This window comes from Allosphingosinicella vermicomposti, assembly GCF_003012815.1.
Taxonomy (GTDB): Bacteria; Pseudomonadota; Alphaproteobacteria; order Sphingomonadales; family Sphingomonadaceae; genus Allosphingosinicella; species Allosphingosinicella vermicomposti.
In genome coordinates this window covers 53,137-68,728 of record NZ_PXYJ01000003.1, presented here as the reverse complement: position 1 = coordinate 68,728, position 15,592 = coordinate 53,137, and the positions used below count along the sequence as shown (strand labels likewise).

Below are 15,592 nucleotides of genomic sequence, written 5' to 3'. Positions count from 1 at the left end.
TCGACGAGGAGAGACGCAATGCCGCTGCTAACCGATGACGAACGCGCCCATGCGTTGTGCGATCTGGATGGGTGGACCGAACAGTCATCCGGCAAGGCCATCCGACGGGTATTCCGATGCGCTGATTTTGCGCAGGCTTTCGCCTTCATGACCCGCATCGCGCCGGAAGCGGAAAAGGCCAATCACCATCCAGACTGGTCGAACAGCTGGAACAGGGTCGACATCCGCCTCACCACCCACAGCGTCGGCGGCGTGACGGAAAAGGACGTCGCACTTGCAAAAGTGATCGATGCCCTCGCACGCCAGCTTGCCCTTCCGCCTTCCGGCGACTAGAGGGCTTCCTTCCAGAGCATGCGGAGCGGTGGCCGAGTGGTCGAAGGCGCTCGCCTGGAAAGTGAGTATACGGCAAAACCGTATCGAGGGTTCGAATCCCTCCCGCTCCGCCACTTAGTCCACATTATCAGAGAAGCTTTGGCTGTTTGGCGAGAAAACCCCGCGTTTCTGCGCCAAATTTAGGCGCATGCGGTACCGCAGAGAACCACATAGCCGCTTCGCAATCTGGATTTCCGGGCAAATTCTCCGACACCCGCCAGCCTAGTACGGGTTTAACGGTCATATCGAAATTTTCCCTGATATTCCGTGTTCCACAGCGAAATCACCTTTTTTGTCGGATCCAAGGCGTTCTCCAGCTGCTTCGGGCCACGCATTTCTAGTGTTTTCGAGTGCCTTTCCCTGGCTCGCATAACAGGGAAACCAAACTGGTTGAGCAGCGAAGGTGGGGTGGAGCTGCAGGGAAGTTGACGTGAAGGATCAGTAACCTGACCTATTCCAAGAAAAGTAAAGTATTGGAGCGGATGGATATTCCGTGTGCAATCGCTTGACGAAGTTCAAGACGATGGTTATTGATGGGCGAAGAAGACGAGGCTGAACCGTAAACCGGTCTCGTCGCTTCTATTGGCTTCGAGACCATGAAGATGGAGTCTCGAGTGCCCAAGGTTACTAATCCTGCTAGCTCTAATCGCGCATCAGCCATTGGCCGCTGGGAAGAAGTTCGTGTTGATACGCTGCACGCGGCGGCCAGGCTAATTCGTAGCCACCCTGGGTGGAAGCGTCAGAAGCTCGCGGAGAGCATTCAACAATATGGCATCCTCGACCCGCTGAGCATCAACAGTGCTAACGTAATTGTCGATGGTGCTGTCAGACCAAATGCACCTCGCGGTAAGAAGTAGCGGCTAAGGGCGCTTCCATGTCTCGCCCTCGCAAACCAGCCAGCCCATTCCGCTACTTCAACTCATCGCCTGAGGTGATCCGCCTTGTGGTCATGATGTATGTGCGATTTCCGCTGTCGCTGCGGAATGTCGAGGATCTGCTGTTCGAGCGCGGGATCGACATTTGTCATGAGACGGTGCGGCACTGGTGGAACAGGTTCGGCCCGCTCTTTGCAGCCGACATACGCCGGCAGCGGGTGAGTCGGATGCGAGGCTTCCGGCACTGGAAGTGGCATCTCGATGAGATGTACGTGAAGCTGAACGGCGAGATGGTTTATCTCTGGCGCGCTGTCGATCACGAAGGCGAGGTGCTCGAGAGCTACGTCACTCGTAAACGAGACAAATCCGCAGCTTTGCGCTTCATGAAGAAGGCGCTGCGACGCCACGGCAAGCCGGAGAAGATCGTCACCGATGGCTTGCGTTCATACCCATCCGCAATGGCGGAACTGGGCAATCTCGAACGCCGCGAAATTGGACGATGGCTCAACAACCGAGCGGAAAACTCACACCTGCCATTTCGACGACGGGAGCGGGCGATGCTGCGATTTCGAAAGATGAAATCACTGCAGAAGTTCGCGTCAGTCCATGCCAACGTACACAATCACTTCAGCCAGGAACGCCATCTCGTCGACCGTCAAACTTACAAAGCTCGCCGCTCGGCTGCCTTGGCCGAGTGGCAAAATGTCATGGCCTGAGATTTAGATCACAAAGCTATAGCCGCGCCAGCCAGAGACGAGTTACGATTAGACTGACAGCACCCTCGCGGCTTGCAAACCACAGCCCTGTTCGTTGCTACAGGCCTTGGGATTACCAATGTCTATAACGGCTTCGGAAATCCCAGCTACACGTACGATCGGACGAACGGCATTACGCGGACGATTACATACGGCTATGATGCGAACGGCAACCGCACTTCTGTTGCCCTGCCGGGGATCAACACCAGCACGACCTACCGCTACGACGGGCTCGATCGAGTAACACGGGTTAGCTCCGGCAGCGCCTTACCGACCTATTTTACATATGATGCTGCAGGCCGCAGATCTGGGCAAAGCAAAGATACGGCCGGATCCATCGTCTATGGCTATGATGGAGCGTCCCGACTTTCTTCCCTGGCGAACACGCCTGCGGTAGCCTCCTACGCGGTCACGAGCACGTTCACCTACAATCCTGCAAGCCAGGTTACCATGCGTACGCGGGATAACGATTTCTACGCCTTTACCGAGAATTACAACGTCAACCGCACATATGTGGTGAACGGCCTCAATCAATATACCAGTGCCGGGCCTGCGGCATTCACCTATGATGCCAATGGAAACTTAACGTCCGATGGAGCCTCGACCTTCACCTATGATGTGGAGAACAGGCTCATATCCGCTACCGGCGCTAAAACCGCCACGCTCTCTTACGACCCCTTGGGCCGTTTGTCGCAAACCTCGGGCGGCAGCGCAGGAACGACGCAGTTCCTCTATGACGGCGATGCTCTCATTGGAGAATATAGCGGAACCACGCTCATTCGCCGCTACGTCCATGGCCCGGGCGTGGATGAGCTTCTGAGCTGGTATGAGGGCGGCGCTGCCAACGTACAAAGCGCGCGATACGCCTTTGCCGATCACCAAGGTTCGATCACGGCTTATGCAAGCACGTTCCCCTCAAGCCAGGTCCGGGTGAATACCTACGACCCTTACGGCATCCCGGGATCGCTCAACACCGGCCGGTTCCAATATACCGGCCAGATCGTCCTCCCCGAGCTGGGCATGTATTATTACAAGGCCCGCATCTACTCGCCGACTCTCGGCCGGTTCATGCAAACTGATCCCATCGGATATGACGATCAGCTCAATCTTTACGCTTACGTAGGGAACGATCCGGTCAACCGGCGCGATCCCAGCGGGCTTAGAAACTGTTCCGTCAATGAGCCAAACTGCATAGAAACTCCCGAGTCTGCGGATAACCCCAGTCAGCCTGAGGACAATCCTCCCGAAACGGACAAGAAGGACGACATCGTTGTTACTGGGCAAAGGGAGAAACGTAATACCAGTGGCTCACAAGAAAAGTTCTTCGTTGTTACGACCTCGTCATTCGAGCGTCGTGAACTTCGCCAGCGTGATATTAAATGCCAAGGTGGAGGTTCGGTCACCGTGGGCATAGCTGATCCCATTCCGAGTGGAGCAAGCGCGGCTCATTCTCACCCATCGTCTCACTCTGGTGTGCCTGGTCCCGGAGACAACAACTTCGGGAATACAAGCAACACGGGATATGTAATAACCCCCAGCAGAGCCTATGCGATCGATCGTGCCGGGAACGGCACATATAGAACCAGAGTCCTTTCTGGAGGGGCACTGTCAGCTTCTGAACGAGGAGAGCTGGTCGGTAATATGCAAAATTGGGAATCTGGTAACTCATCGGATAGGAGCAAAACTCCGCAGCAGAGGTTCTGTAGATAATGAGGATGCTTGCGTTATTCATAGCTATCCCGGCGCTAGCTTCGTGTGCGGCTACTACGCCTAGCTTTGTCCATTCCTCGCCTTCGACCCAGTCGGCGATGACCTATGATGAGTGCAAAGCGGCTGAAACATGCACCGTAACGGGGCAAGTCAAGGTGATAAAAAGCGACAATGTTGAGATGGGCGAGCTTGCTTTAGGAGCAGGCAAGTGCGTTACCCTATCCCTCTCTAAAAACGATATACGTTATTTGAAAAACATTGGCAGCATCAAGGCAACGATTGCGGGCAGAGTCTATAGCGGGCATCACGATCCGAACTATCTTCTTCTAAAAATTGAGGGTAGAAAAGTTGGATACTCGCGATGTGGCGACTTTTACGTGTTCATCCGCTAGCCGTTGAGTGCCGTTGCTGGAAGGGGTGCTGTCAGAGGGTGCTGTCAGAGCAAATGCACCTCTTGGTAACGGGCAGCGGCTAAGGGCGTTTCCATGCCTCGCCCACGCAAGCCAGCAAGCCCGTTCGGAGCTGTCAGGTTAACTTCTGCCGGACGTATTTGTGGCCGATCAAGCGAATTTCAGGTCGCCATCGCTGCCGCTGCCCACGCAGCGGCACTGTCAGGTTAACTTCCGCAAGACGCATTTACGCCTGATCAGCTCGCCTCAGGCGGCCATTGCGGCTGTCGCCCACGCAGCCTGAGCCTCGCCGCGGAGGATCCGCAGCGTGCGTCGGGAGGTGAGGTGTCGTTGTGTGTAGAAGGTGTTGTAAACAGCTGCGTGAGTGGAAAGGAATTTCTGGGCTGAAGCGGGTGACTTGAACCTCTGCATCTTTCGTTCTCGTCGTCGGATCGGCAGATGCGAGTTCTCAGCTCGGTTGTTTTCTCGAAGTCGCCCCGCACGATGCAGGTGGTCCATCCCTAGCTTCCGCAGGGCAGCGGCATAGGATTTAAGGCCGTCAGTAATGATCTCCTGAGGCGGCATCGGCTGGCTTTTCAGCAGTTCCCTCATCAGCCTAATCGCGGCACTGGCATTCCTCCTGCTCTGCATGAGCATGTCGAGCACCTCACCCTCAGCATCGACCGCTCGCCACAGGTACATCCGTTTGCCGTTGATCGAGACCACCATCTCATCGAGATGCCAGATGCGGGCGGCGGCGGGACGCTGCTTCTTCAGGTTTTTCGCGATCTGCGGACCGAACTTCAGGCACCAGCAGCGGATGGTTTCATAGCTGACGTCGATGCCCCGCTCCGCGAGCAGATCTTCAACATCGCGCAAGCTCATCGTGAATCTGAAGTAGGCCCACACAGCGTAGGTGATGACCTCCACCGGAAAGCGGTGCCGCTTGTAGGATATCGACTTCACGAACTTGCCCCGCGCCCAAAATCAGAGACAAGTTAGCATTAAACTGACAGCACCGATCCTCGACATTCCGCAGCGATAAGGGAAAACGCACGTACATCATCACGACAAGGCGGATCACCTCGGGTGACGAATTGAAGTAGCGAAACGGGCTGGCTGGCTTGCGAGGGCGGGGCATGAAAACGCCCCTAGCCCCTCCCCGTTACCAAGAGGTGCATTTGCTCTGACAGCACCCTAAGGCAAGCTGATCAGGCGTAAATGCGTCTTGCGGAAGTTAACCTGACAGCACCCTCTGACAGCACCCCACAAACACGCCCATCAAAACTTAACCTGACGGTACCACCCGCTCCGCTACTCATCACCGTAAGGTGCATTTGGTCTGACAGCACAGGATAAGGCTTTCCCATCCTCTGCATCCCTATACCAAAAATAGCCAAATATATCCTCAAAGCGAAGAAATTCGGCTAGATCAAAGAAACCAGAAGCTCTTTCTGTCACCAAGAAAATCTTTTTACTTTTTATTAAAATTCCAATCTCATCGAATAGGGAGGATATCCCTTTAACTTCAACACTTTCTATCTCCCGTCTTGAAATATAAAATCTACAAAATAGAGTAGATATTAATATAATATTTCCATTTATTTTAACATTTTTTGCTCTGATAACTCTCATATAATTTCTACCAGTCTATTAATTGGTCCACCACCTCTTCTCCAGCCAATCCACCGATTACTCCGCCAGCCACACCCCCTATTACTGCCCCCCAAGGGCCTACGAACGCCCCGATAGCAGCGCCTCCTTCTGCTCCGGCGATGGCCCCAGCTATGCCTCCACCGACCCGGGCTGCTTCCCGTCCCGGATTATCGGAAGTCGCTACGCGGGCCACTCCAACAGCCACTCCAGCTACTGCAGATACGCGGCCAGCGTTACCCAAATGACCAGCTAATTTGTCTGCCCGTGTATTAGTTCGGTTAGCAGTCTCACCTGATCCCGGCTTCGGCCCCAATCCAGGCCGCACTCCTTCTACTATCCCTCTGGTAATAGGTGGGGTGGCAGCTCTGGCTTTTGCCTTGGCACTAGACCGACCAACGCTGTCATTCGAAGCAAGGTTCGCTACTGAGCTTTTATACTGGGTACGTGCGCTCTCAGATTTGAGACCTTCCCTCGCGGCGACAGCTGTGGCTGCCGTCGCCACAGTAGCTGTTTTGGAACATTCCTCATTGTGCGGGTTAGTGCACTGCTTACCACTTGGATCGATGTTATTAACCGGATCATTTGCGACATAGGCGTAGAGATTGATCTGGTCTTCGTAACCGATGGGGTCGGTTTGCAGGAAGCGGCCCATGGTGGGGGAGTAGATGCGGGCCTTATAGTGGTAGAAGCCGATCTCCGGGATCATGATCTGGCCTGTGTACTGGAAGCGGCCCTGATTGGTTGATCCCGGAATGCCGTAGGGGTCGTAAGCATTGGTCGCGATCGGGGTGCCATTATAGCCGCTCACCGCGACGATCGACCCCTGGTGATCGGCGTGGAGGTAGCGCAGCGTCGAGGGGCTTGCCGCGGCGCCTTCATACCAGATGAGCGGCTCGTCCACCCCCGCGCCATGGACATAGCGGCGCAGCACATTGCCCGAGCCGTCATATTCGGCGACCAGAGCATCGCCATCGTAGAGGAACTGGGTGACGCCGGCGCTGCCACCTGAAGTCTGGAACAGGCGGCCCAGCGGATCGTAACTCAGGGAGGCGGTCTTCGCACCCGATGCCGACACGAGCCGGTTCTCGATATCGTAACCAAACACCACCGATCCGTCCGACGTCATGTTGCCATTAGGATCGTAGGTGAAGCTCGCCGGTCCCGCGGTGGAATATTGGTTGAGGCCGTTGGCCGCATAGGCGCGGTTCACATTGTGATTATCAACAAAGGCATAAGCCGCATTCGACCGCGTCTGCGTGACGATCTGGCTCGCCGGATTGTAGGTATAGCCGTAGGCTACATCCTGCGTCGTTGCGACGAGATTGTGGGTCAGTGATGAAAGGCGCGAGGCGCCGTCATAGCCGTAGGTGGTTGTCTCGTTGCCGCTGCGGATCATCTGTGCACGGCGGCCGGCTTGATCATAAACGTTATGCGCCAGCGTCGTGCCGCTTGCACCTTCGCGCACCCGCTCCAACCGGTCGAGACCGTCATACTCATAGGTGAAATAGGCGCCGTCCGGATGCGTCACCCGCGTCCGGTTACCGTTCGCGTCATATTGATGGGAGAGCGTCCGTACCGCTCCGCCAACATTGCTGCTGCTCAACGTCAGCCGCCCAAAGCCGTCATAGACATTGGTGACGCCGGGCCCGCTCGCCGAGCCGAACCGAGCATGGAGCTGCAGGCCGCGATGGTCATAACCGTAATGCGTCGATTGGCCCGCGCTCGGCGTCTTCACCGTCATCCGGTTGAGCGCGTCATAGGTATAGGTGAGCGTCTGCCCGTCTCGCTTCCTTAACGACGTGCGATTACCGTTCGCGTCATAGCCATATTGTTCATAATCGCTTGTCGACACCGCGCCCGACGTCGCGAGCGCCGTTGCCTGCGTGGCGCCGTTAAAGGCGGTCGGCGCGACTTTCGACGGGAAATACCAGCCCACCTGCCGGTCATGGCCATCATAGGTCAGCCTGGCCTTGTTGCCATTGGCGTCAATGACATATTCCTGCTTGCCGTTCGGCGTATAGCTGTACGTCGCATAAGCCTGCTCCAGCGGCGTTCCCACCGCCTTGCGAACCTGAATGAGTTGGCCCGCCGCATCGTAGACGTTTCTGGTAATCCGGTCGGGACCGTCGCCCCCCTCCGGACCCAGCGCACAAGCCGAAGCTGGAAGCGAACCAAACACGGCTGGGTTCATCCGGATGGCAGTGCACTCCAAACGGCCCAATAGATTGTAGCTGTATTGGGTGAGCGTGTGCGGCGGACCACCGGAGCTCAGCGTCTTGCGTACCTTCCGGCCCATCGCGTCATAAACGATCTCCTGCGTTTGAATGACAGTGAAGCCGCTCCAGTCTTTGGGCTTCACGCTATCGGGTTGCCAGCCAGCCAGCTCGCCTTTTTCGGCCTTGATGAGATTTCCGCGGCCATCATAGCTGCTACGCACCGCTGCAAAACGAAGCGGACCGGATCCATCCGGATCCGGGCTGATTACGCCTGTTACGCGACTAAGATCGTCATAGCGGTATCCGGTCGTGTGAGACGACGCGGCGCTTTGAGCATAAGCTGGTCCCGAAATCAGAACTACAGCAGCCATAGCCGAAAGCAGCCTGCATATCGTTGTGCTCTTCATCGCCGCCCCCCTCATGGACAAACCGTCAAGCCAGCCTTGGGACGCGTCTCGGATATTTTCTCACCGAAATAATTGTAGCCGTAACAGGTCCGATTAACCTCCATTTGGCCAGCGGAATTCGCCGCCGTCACAGTCACACCCCGGAGAAGCAGATTATTGGGCCCGGAGGTCGGACCGTAGTCATATTCTGTCACGACTTCGTCAGCCGTCCCGGCACAGTTTTCGGTTATAAGACATTCCGATTTGCGCGTAAGCATCGAGATCGGAGATCCAGCCGCGACAGCAGCCCCATTGCTGTCGAGAATGAACGCCGTACGCATTGTATATGTATATGTAGTGACCTGTCGGGTAGAACCCGGCGTCGGCGCGGCGCCTGTCGAAGTGAGGATCTGACCACGCGAATTATACGTATAGTCTGTGCGATTACCCCTCGGGTCAATGACCGAAGTAGGCAAATTGCAATAATTCTGTGTCGCGGTACTACACGATGGCATGTATTCATACCGTGTTGTCATCGCTGCTCCACCAGATCCAGGCTTCGGATGTCGTATAACCTCAGTTACATTATATCGATCACCAAATTTATACTCAATGGCGTTCCCTTCAGGATAGGTAGCCTTTGAAACATCTCCCATCGCATTGTATAAAAAAGACGTTGTTTGCGACAAACCGTTCCTCACACTTTCGAGGTTCAGATTCGACGGCGGCCAGGCGGGGACAGTGACACTGCGTGAATAGCCACTAAGTTGTCGCTGGCCACCTGCCATTGAGGATACGCTGATAAAATAGCCGTTCGGCCCACCCCAATTCCCCGCTGGCCAAAGGTCGCTATTGTAGTCAACGGATATGCCATTCACATTTAAATGGTCTACTAATATTTCATTGTGGGTCGCGCTCCCCGACTCAAGGCCAGCGATCATATACGACATAGCTATATCGGGGCTTGTTGAGCCCGAAAAAATCACTTGGCTCAGATAATAATGAGTCCATTTAATACCGTGCCATTGACACGGGTCATTGGGATTTGTCCTCAAACAAGTGGGCTCGGAGTCGAACGCTTCAATTGGCTCAAGCGTTACTTGGGTCGAATCTCCAGCTGCATTTGTCAGCACAACTTGCGAGCGCGAAGGCCTCTGCACCAAAGCCGACCGTGCGCTTTGCAGCCCCTGACATTGCTTTGTAAGATCGGTATCACAATAGTCCGAAGCCATATTAATGGCCTGTATCACAAACTCTGGACGTTGATTGGTCGTGCGCAACCGAAATCCAAAATTGTTTCGAACATCAAAAATATCACCAACTACCGGAAGGTTTCCTCTCGAGGATGTTCCGGCCCCCAAAATTTCCCGGCCATCTGGATATGTAATCCTATTGTCTTGAACTTTCGTGCCATACTTGTCTGTAAAGACCCAATTATCCCAGTGGTTTTGACCTGAAACAAAAATCTCCCCGGTAGCATAATCCGGTGACCAACTTAACGTGCCTGGCTTGCGACGAAAACTGCTGCTGCCCTTTGGATGTCGAATTGTTACTACTTCATAGTCATCACGTGCATTCGGAGCGTTGCTGTGATTGTCAATAGAATAATGATGATTTGTGATCGCCTGCGTGAGCATCTCTCGGCCATTTTGAGGAGCATAAACCCGAGACAGGGAGGATTGATCGCTTCCTATGGAAATAAGAGACACGCTGAGCCCGCCATAGCGCCCGCTCTTCAGCTCTACGCCATGATTGTCGAGAACCGGATTCTCAATGGGGGGAGGCAACGTCTGCGCCTCGGCAGAATATACAGCATAAAAGGATAGAAAATTGAACAAACTCAAATGAAAACGTGACATAGTCATCATTGCCCCCCTGAGACTTGAATCCTATAATATCTATATAACGCCGCACCACCAGTCTTGGATATGAGATTGTAAACGATCTGCCTCAGTTACTGAGTAGGTGTCCAGCAACATATCCTTATCATCAGGCGATATTACTGAATTTAATCGGAAAATTTGAAGCGGAGAGATTCTGCACTGATAGTATTATTCTCGTCGTGCCGACTGTGCCTCGCAACTATCTTGGCCTCAAGTAGCGGTGTTTGCCAATCTTCCTTAGACTACCGCGCAGTTGAGGCTGGCAAATTCGGCGGCGAGTAGCCTGAACAGAGCTTTCGCCGTTCCCACACCGATCCGTGGATTTCTGCATCGTTCGGAATGACGCGCGGCTCGCCGGCGGGCAGGTACCGCCCTAGAAAAGATCGCCTAGGCCACTCCCGCCACCGAACATGTTTTGGCAAGAGCTCGAGCAGCCACCACGGGGCTGTCAGGTTAATCTCTTCAAGACGCATTTAGGCCTGAACAGATCATCTCAAGCCGCAATTGTTGCCCGTGCCCAGGCAGCCTGAGCCTCGCCGCGGAGGGTCCGCAGCGTGCGTCGGGAGGTGAGGTGTCGTTGGGTGTAGAAGGTGTTGTAAAAGGCTGCGTGGGTGGAGAGGAATCTCTGGGCTGAGGCTGCGGATTTGAAGCGCTGCATCTTTCGCTCTCTTCGTCGGATCGGCAGATGCGAGTTCTCAGCTCGGTTGTTTTCTCGAAGCCTCCCCGCTCGGTGCAGGTGGTCCATCCCTAACTTTCGCAGGGCAGCACCATAGGATTTAAGGCCGTCAGTAATGATTTCCTGAGGCGGCATCGGCTGGTTTTTCAGCAGCTTCCTCATCAGCCTCGTCGCGGCGCCGGCGTTCCTTCGACTTTGCATCAGCATGTCGAGCACCTCGCCCTCTGCATCGACCGCTCGCCACAGATACATCCGCTTACCGTTTATTGAGACCACCATCTCATCGAGATGCCAGATGCGTGCGGCGGCGGGGCGCTGCTTCTTCAGGTTTTTTGCGATCTGCGGACCGAATTTCAGACACCAGCAACGGATGGTTTCATAGCTGACGTCGATGCCACGTTCCGCGAGAAGATCCTCGACATCGCGAAGGCTCATCGTGAATCTGAAGTACGCCCACACCGCGTAGGTAATTACCTCCGGCGGAAAGCGATGCCGCTTGTACGATATCGACTTCACAATCTTGCCCCCGCGCCCAAAATCAGAGACAAGTTAGCATTAAACTGACAGCACCCAGGAGAGAGCCGAAGGGCGGGCCTGAACGGCCCGATCAAGGCGATCGACGCACCCAAAAGCGATCTCCACACGACCGCACAGCGGCGGGCCGTCCTTTGCCGCCTGGCAGCGTCGCTTCGTCGGTCACGATGCATGAGCATCGCTCCCTCCTCTCTCCTTGCCAGACAACAAATGCCATCCCGTCACCACCGCTCTCTAATTGAGTACGGACCCTAGCCCTGCACGATCGAGCGGCAACATTGGGTCAACGATGATGCTCAGCCGATTGTCGGATTATCGACTTTCTAACAATGATGAACGCCGCTTCGCTTCGATCGCTGAGCCCAGCATCACAGTCTGGCTTCCGACAGCACGCAATTTTTACTTCTTGGTCCGGCGCGATGTGCCGAGGCCGATCTTCTTCGCGAGCGAACGGCGCTGCTCGGCATAATTCGGTGCAACCATCGGGTAATCGGCCGGAAGACCCCACTTCTGGCGATATTCGTCCGAAGTCATGTTGTAATGCGTCATCAGGTGACGCTTCAGCATCTTTAGCTTCTTTCCGTCTTCCAGGCAGACGATATAATCGGGCTTCACCGAAGCGCGCACGGATACGGCCGGGGCCTGCTTGACTTCCGGCTCGGCGGCGGCACTGCCAAGGCCTGCAAGAGCGGCATGAACATTCTGGATCAGCTGCGGAAGATCGTTGACCGAAACGCTGTTGTTGCTGACGTGCGCCGAGACGATGTCCGCGGTCAGCGTGATCAGCGTTTCTTTCGCATTGTCGAGTTCAGTCATCTGATCCTTATCCATAAATCGCCTCACCTCCAGGTAATTTAAACGGCTATAGCAGTTAACAATCTTATCCCAAGCCACTTATCGCCACAGACTGATTCGATCATCTGAGAAGCGAACTTTCGCGTCTCGATAAAGCACACGCTCAATTGAACCTCGATAATGAACTAAGTTTTATTTATCTGTTGATGCATTGGTGATCAGTCGACCAACTGCTCATTGCTAGCGGGTTTTGTTGATCAGAAGAAAACCGAGCCACTGCGATCAAAGTTTGTCCCACAGGTGACCGGACCTGAACGCGTAGAGCCGCACCCGCTTCGGCAGGAGCTTGACTGCTACTTAAGCTATATCCGAGCGCTCGGCTCAATCCCGCAGACATGTGATCGCGTCGCGGTGCGACGAGTCCCGACGTGAAGGTGAAATGCTCCTCCAGGCATATCGACTGGTCGATTGCTTCTGCTTCAATCTGGCGCAGATGGGCGAACGAGCTGATTAATTGCTTTTGGGCTCGCAGGGATTGAAGGCGGGTAAGGAAGCGATCGCGTGATGCGGAACTAACACCAAGCCCCTGGAGCGCGGCCGCGATCAAAGCCGGTTCTGCTTCGTTAATATCGATCCGCCCACTTTCGCTGGTCAGTCGAACATGAGCTGAGGCGCCGTCGAGTGTCACCCTACCTTCGGCCGGCAAAAGCCACCAAGGACTGGAGATGCCATTGACGAGGCGGTCCGCAAATACCGTTTCAAATCCAGCCTCAAGTATCAACTGGTTTTCGACTCGCTCTTGTCGATCCGCGGCATCGGCTGCAGTCGTAAGGCTCCGAAGCACGAGCAGGGCGGCGATTGATCCCGCCAACAGCAGCAGCCATATCGCAGTGATCAGAATATAGCCCTGCTCTCCTGTCTTAATTGGGCGCTGCAGCGTCACTGGCCTGTCCACTTTGCCCCTGAGCGATCAGTGGCTGAACTTCATCCAGGCCATTGATCAATGTGTCGACAATGCTGCGAACTTCATCAGGAGAACGGATGAGGGTGGGGGTAAGAAGAATGATCAGCTCTGTTCTTGATCCCTCATCCCTTTGGGTGCCGAACAGACCGCCAACAACGGGCAATTGGCTAAAGAAGGGCAAGCCCGATTTGCTGGCGGTGGTGCGATCCCTGATAAGACCGCCAAGAGCAACCATCTGCCCCGTTCGCGTGGATACTGTGCTAGCGATCCGGCGCTGTTGGATCGTGGGCGAGTTAATACCCGACGTCGTGGTCGCAGCAACGTCGCTCACCTCCTGCGCGATATCGAGGGTAATAGTGCCGCTGTCGTTGACGCGTGGCGTAACTTTCAGGATGACCCCGGTATCGCGCAATTCGATCGTGTTGACGATTGGCGCGCCCGGAGAAGCGACGCTCTGGGCCTGCTGCGTTACGATTGGTACCTGGTCGCCGACCTGCAGGGTTGCCGTCTGGTTGTTGAGGACCATGAGCTTGGGAGCAGACAAAACCCGGACGTTTGTGCGCGACTGCAGGGTATTGAGAACAGCCTGAGCAGACGAACCGATCAAGGACACCGAATAGCCTGGGAAGATTGCTGCTGGCGTACCACTCGATGTGCCGCTGTTCGTGACGCTGTCATTTCCGCCAAAAGCGCGGAAATTAACGCCAAAGCGGAAATCGTTGGTGAGGGTGACCTCTGCAAGGGTCGCTTCGATCAAGACCTGAGGCACGGGCTGATCCAGCCTGTCGAGAGCTTCTCTGATGAATTCATATTCTTCGCCATTGGCGTAGATCAGAAGAGAATTGTTGTGGTCGTTAGGGACAATGCGCGGCCCGTTGCCACCGCTGACAAGTGGTGTCGACGAGCCCGGCAGACGCGTTGGCGCGCCAATGGCATCTTCAGGCTCAACGCTTACGGCGCCGCCTTCGGCGCTGAGTGAGTTGTCTACCAAAGGTGTCGGCGTGGATAATGGCCCATCACCGCTGCCACTCCCGCCCATGACGAGTTGAAGAGAGGTTGCGATGTCGCGCGCGCGACCATTCTGTATCGAATAGCTATAGAGCTTACGCTTTCCAGAACCCCCGGCATCGAGCCTTTTGATCCACGGCTCAACGCGAGCAAAGTCGCCCCGGTCGCGGGCGATGACGAGCACCGACCGCAGGCGCCCCAAGGGCACGACGCGAACGCGAGAGCCGATGATGTCAAAGGGCGGTGCGAACACCTTTTCGAGCTCTGCAAGAAGAGTATCGGCATCGACATTTTCGAGGCGATAGAGTTCGAAATTCATGTCGGCCATCGTGTCGACATCGAATTTCTGGATCAGATCGCGTGCCGCCGCCCGTTCCTCACCGGTGCCGCTCACGAGCACCTGGTTCATCGGATTATTTGTCCCGGCTACGATTTCTTTACCTAGAAACTGTTCCAGTAGACGCCCGATCTCACGCGCGCTTCCGTATTTGAGGCTGACGACCTCGGTCGCATAGCCGGGCGCTGCCGGAGACGAGCTTTCGCCTCCTAAAGAGAATGATGCGCGGCTACGCGCTGCTTCACGCGGCACAACGCGATAGGATGAGCCCTGTGCGATAAGCACTGCGTTGACTGACCCTAATGCCGATTCAAGGAGGGGTATGAGGGAGTCTTTAGAGACAGGCTGGCTTGTCCGAAGTGTGATGTTGCCCTGGATAGAAGGATCAACATTATAGTCGAGAGAGAGCATTGAGCCCAGAACTGCATCCACGACACGTCGGACGTCGGCTTCCACGAAGGCAAGATTATAGCCGTTGCGTGTGTCATATTTCATCGAAGCGCTTTGCTTCGCTGGGGCTTTATCAGCCGTTTGAGCGAGCGCAGAGCTGCTCAATAAAGACGCGCAAACGGACAGGCGAATTAATGTATGATCGAACTTCATGAAGATGGTCCTGGTGTCTGCGGCTGCGCTTCGGTTTGCTGAGGGGAGATCGGCGGAGAGGGCTGCGTCGATTGTGGGGTGTTTCCAGGAGGCGGCTTGTTGGCGAAGCCCAAAACTGCCTCCACATGTTCACCGTTCATAATGAGGCTGACACGGTCACGCCCGATCTTTCCGACCTGCCATCCATCCACATCCTCGCCGGAAGAGGCGGTGACTGTGGTGCCGTCATTCTTCTTGATGAGCACGACACTCTTGCCTCGTGCTCGCCCAACGATCCCAACCAGTACGGGAGGAGGGGCAGCCTGTGCAGGCGTGGTCGTACTGTCAGCTGCCGCCGTAACATCAACAGGATCGGGGACGCTCCGCGAGGGAGAGAAAAGAGGAGCTGACAAAGCAAGGGAAAGGCTGACCTGCTCAGGTGCCTCAAACTTCG

Annotated in this window: 13 protein-coding genes, 1 tRNA gene and 1 pseudogene; 5 read left to right on the top strand and 10 right to left on the bottom strand. The window is 55.3% G+C overall.

Annotated elements, in window-relative coordinates; translation table 11 throughout:
* The first annotated feature begins 18 nt into the window (after positions 1-18).
* From C7I56_RS09010 to C7I56_RS08990, 5 genes are all read left to right on the top strand, one after another.
* Complete coding sequence (locus C7I56_RS09010; RefSeq protein WP_106640296.1) at positions 19-333, top strand: 4a-hydroxytetrahydrobiopterin dehydratase; 315 nt, start codon at positions 19-21, stop codon at positions 331-333.
* Positions 334-355: 22 nt separating this feature from the next.
* Positions 356-446: transfer RNA gene (locus C7I56_RS09005), tRNA-Ser, on the top strand.
* An 800-nt stretch (positions 447-1,246) separates the two neighbouring features.
* Entirely contained in the window at positions 1,247-1,963 is a 717-nt protein-coding gene (locus C7I56_RS09000) for an IS6 family transposase (protein WP_106640295.1), read from the top strand.
* A gap of 72 nt (positions 1,964-2,035) precedes the next feature.
* Positions 2,036-3,712, top strand: a complete 1,677-nt coding sequence (locus tag C7I56_RS08995) for an RHS repeat-associated core domain-containing protein (protein ID WP_106640294.1) — start codon at positions 2,036-2,038, stop codon at positions 3,710-3,712.
* Between the two features lie 98 nt (positions 3,713-3,810).
* Entirely contained in the window at positions 3,811-4,104 is a 294-nt protein-coding gene (locus tag C7I56_RS08990) for a hypothetical protein (RefSeq protein ID WP_106640293.1), read from the top strand.
* Between the two features lie 264 nt (positions 4,105-4,368).
* Here the strand turns inward: C7I56_RS08990 and C7I56_RS08985 are convergent, their stop codons facing one another.
* The 10 genes and pseudogenes from C7I56_RS08985 to C7I56_RS12365 form a co-directional block, all read right to left on the bottom strand.
* Complete coding sequence (locus C7I56_RS08985; RefSeq protein ID WP_106640292.1) at positions 4,369-5,067, bottom strand: IS6 family transposase; 699 nt, start codon at positions 5,065-5,067, stop codon at positions 4,369-4,371.
* 64 nt (positions 5,068-5,131) lie between these two features.
* Positions 5,132-5,242, bottom strand: a pseudogene (locus C7I56_RS12815) (IS6 family transposase); the annotation flags it as partial.
* A 173-nt stretch (positions 5,243-5,415) separates the two neighbouring features.
* A complete protein-coding gene (locus C7I56_RS12375; protein ID WP_158703077.1) occupies positions 5,416-5,736 on the bottom strand; it encodes a hypothetical protein in 321 nt (106 codons plus the stop codon).
* A 7-nt stretch (positions 5,737-5,743) separates the two neighbouring features.
* Positions 5,744-8,194, bottom strand: a complete 2,451-nt coding sequence (locus C7I56_RS08975; protein ID WP_158703076.1) for an RHS repeat domain-containing protein — start codon at positions 8,192-8,194, stop codon at positions 5,744-5,746.
* 197 nt (positions 8,195-8,391) lie between these two features.
* Entirely contained in the window at positions 8,392-10,227 is a 1,836-nt protein-coding gene (locus C7I56_RS12370; protein WP_158703075.1) for a hypothetical protein, read from the bottom strand.
* Between the two features lie 508 nt (positions 10,228-10,735).
* Complete coding sequence (locus tag C7I56_RS08965; RefSeq protein ID WP_106640289.1) at positions 10,736-11,434, bottom strand: IS6 family transposase; 699 nt, start codon at positions 11,432-11,434, stop codon at positions 10,736-10,738.
* Between the two features lie 417 nt (positions 11,435-11,851).
* Positions 11,852-12,268: a Ros/MucR family transcriptional regulator gene (locus tag C7I56_RS08960; protein WP_106640669.1), complete on the bottom strand. Its 417-nt coding sequence runs from the start codon at positions 12,266-12,268 to the stop codon at positions 11,852-11,854.
* A 175-nt stretch (positions 12,269-12,443) separates the two neighbouring features.
* A complete protein-coding gene (locus C7I56_RS08955) occupies positions 12,444-13,190 on the bottom strand; it encodes a hypothetical protein (RefSeq protein ID WP_106640288.1) in 747 nt (248 codons plus the stop codon).
* A complete protein-coding gene (gspD, locus tag C7I56_RS08950; RefSeq protein WP_106640287.1) occupies positions 13,168-15,159 on the bottom strand; it encodes a type II secretion system secretin GspD in 1,992 nt (663 codons plus the stop codon). Before gspD ends, C7I56_RS08955 begins: the two co-directional genes overlap by 23 nt.
* On the bottom strand, positions 15,156-15,404 hold the full coding sequence (locus tag C7I56_RS12365; RefSeq protein ID WP_158703074.1) for a hypothetical protein: 249 nt from the start codon (positions 15,402-15,404) through the stop codon (positions 15,156-15,158). Before C7I56_RS12365 ends, gspD begins: the two co-directional genes overlap by 4 nt.
* Positions 15,405-15,592 lie beyond the last annotated feature (188 nt).